Raw genomic sequence first — 1,900 nt, forward strand, 5'->3', positions numbered from 1 at the left:
GTTAAATAAACTGCTTTACTCAATTTTATGTAACACCGCGAAACAATAATATACGCGCGATAACTACAAAACTGAATTACGTTTTAAGATACGTGATTGATGCAACAAACGAGAATCAAAAAATAAACCTTAGGCAAATAACCCAATACACCTAACGCTTCATTAAGAGGCAAAAAATTGTTTGCTAAAATGTTGAGGCACGAAACAGCAAACTGTTTTTTGTCCTGCTTTAATGCCTTGTTAGGTGTTTGAACTGATTAGAGTTTATGCCACCTAAACTTACCAAACCACAATAAAGTAATTGGCAAAGTCTTGCACGAAATTTCGCAGTAAAAACTGAGAAATTAGCTCACCAGAAATTTCATTAAACGGCTTTGCTCAGTTTTATGTAACACCGCGAAACAATAATATACGTGCGATAAATACAAAACTGAATTACGTTTTAGGATACGTGATTGATACGCAAAACGTGAATCAAAAAATATATCTTACGCAAATAACCCAAAACACCTAACGCCCTGTTAATGGGCAAAATATAGTTGGCTAAAATAAGCGACGAAGGAGCAAAAGCCAACTGTATTTTGTCCTTGTTAAACAGCTTGTTAGGCATTTTTACACCTACATATTAACGTACGCACTTTGTAACTCTGCGTTGTCCTCGTCACAGATTGGTGATTGTTGCCCGGAAGTTAATTTAATAAAACTACCATCTAGCTGTTTAATATTTGAAGTAAGCTGGTAACTTGGTTCGCTTATATAGTTTGAAATATCTTTAAGCTGAGTCCAGTTAATCTTTATATGAGGCATTGCTTTTCGTTGCTCTTCGTAGTCTTTAATTATATCAATGGACTCTGGCCATTGATTATTTGCGCAATAGTAAAATGCTGATATTCCCATAATCGCTGTATGCGACATAGCTATAGGAGTTATAAGATCATCTTCCTGCTTTAATGACTTATTAGGCATTTCCTTAGCCACATGCAATTTAGTACCGGAAATAAAATCAACAATATATATTTTTTCCATTTCGTATTCTTTTTTCATTAGTACAACAGATTCTGTTCCTTCTAGTTTAGTGTTTTCGAGCCAGAAATAGTATTCTCCATCTTCAGGCGCTGTAAAGATAACTGATTTATTAGATAAACCATTAGAATCAATAGTTTTGATAGTCGTTGCAGTATCACATTGAGGTCCGCATAAATGAAACCTAAGTCTTTCATTATGATTGATATGGCTAATGTATATTTCAATTTCATCACCAGCCTCTAATGCTTTATCTGGAGCAAACGTTCTTTGGTTCTCAGGTTCTACCTTTATGACATATGTATTACTGCACCCAACCAAAAATAACACAAAAATAATACAAAAAGACTTCACAACTGCTCCTTCAATGCCTAACGCCACGTTAAGCGGCAAAAAATTGTTGGCTAAAATTGTGAACGGAGTGAAACAGCCAACTGTTTTTTGTCCGTTTGAACGCCTTGTTAGGTGACTGATTTTACACCAAAATATAAAGCAATTCCAAACACGATGAGCACTAACAAGCCAACCCATTTTGGAATTTTCGTAACAGAACCACCAACGACGAAATCCGAATGACTGGGATTAATTTTGTTATTGATTGACTCTATTAAATCAAACTTGGCTTTAGGTGCAAGGTTATCCACTTGTTTGTTTACCTTTCGAGATGTTCGTGACAACCAAACAAGATAAAAGCCAATGGCGATAACAACTATACTTTCAATCACACGAAGTCACCTAACGCCTCAAACAGAGGCTAAAAATTGTTGGCTAAAATAGCGAGGTACGAGCAATAGCCAGCTGTTTTTAGTCCTGCTGATTTGCCTTGTTAGGTGAACTTACTCACGCTGTTATTTTTAGAGTGCTTTTCGCTAAACTC

Annotated in this window: 2 protein-coding genes; both read right to left on the reverse strand. The window is 35.7% G+C overall.

Annotated features, from left to right (window positions below; genetic code table 11):
- Positions 1-618: 618 nt before the first annotated feature.
- The gene (locus CWS31_RS17200) at positions 619-1,377 is read right to left on the reverse strand and encodes a PPC domain-containing protein (protein WP_101344203.1); all 759 of its coding nucleotides are present in this window, start codon (positions 1,375-1,377) and stop codon (positions 619-621) included.
- Between the two features lie 107 nt (positions 1,378-1,484).
- Complete coding sequence (locus CWS31_RS17205; protein WP_101344204.1) at positions 1,485-1,748, reverse strand: hypothetical protein; 264 nt, start codon at positions 1,746-1,748, stop codon at positions 1,485-1,487.
- Positions 1,749-1,900 lie beyond the last annotated feature (152 nt).

This window comes from Colwellia echini (assembly GCF_002843355.2).
GTDB lineage: Bacteria > Pseudomonadota > Gammaproteobacteria > Enterobacterales > Alteromonadaceae > Colwellia > Colwellia echini.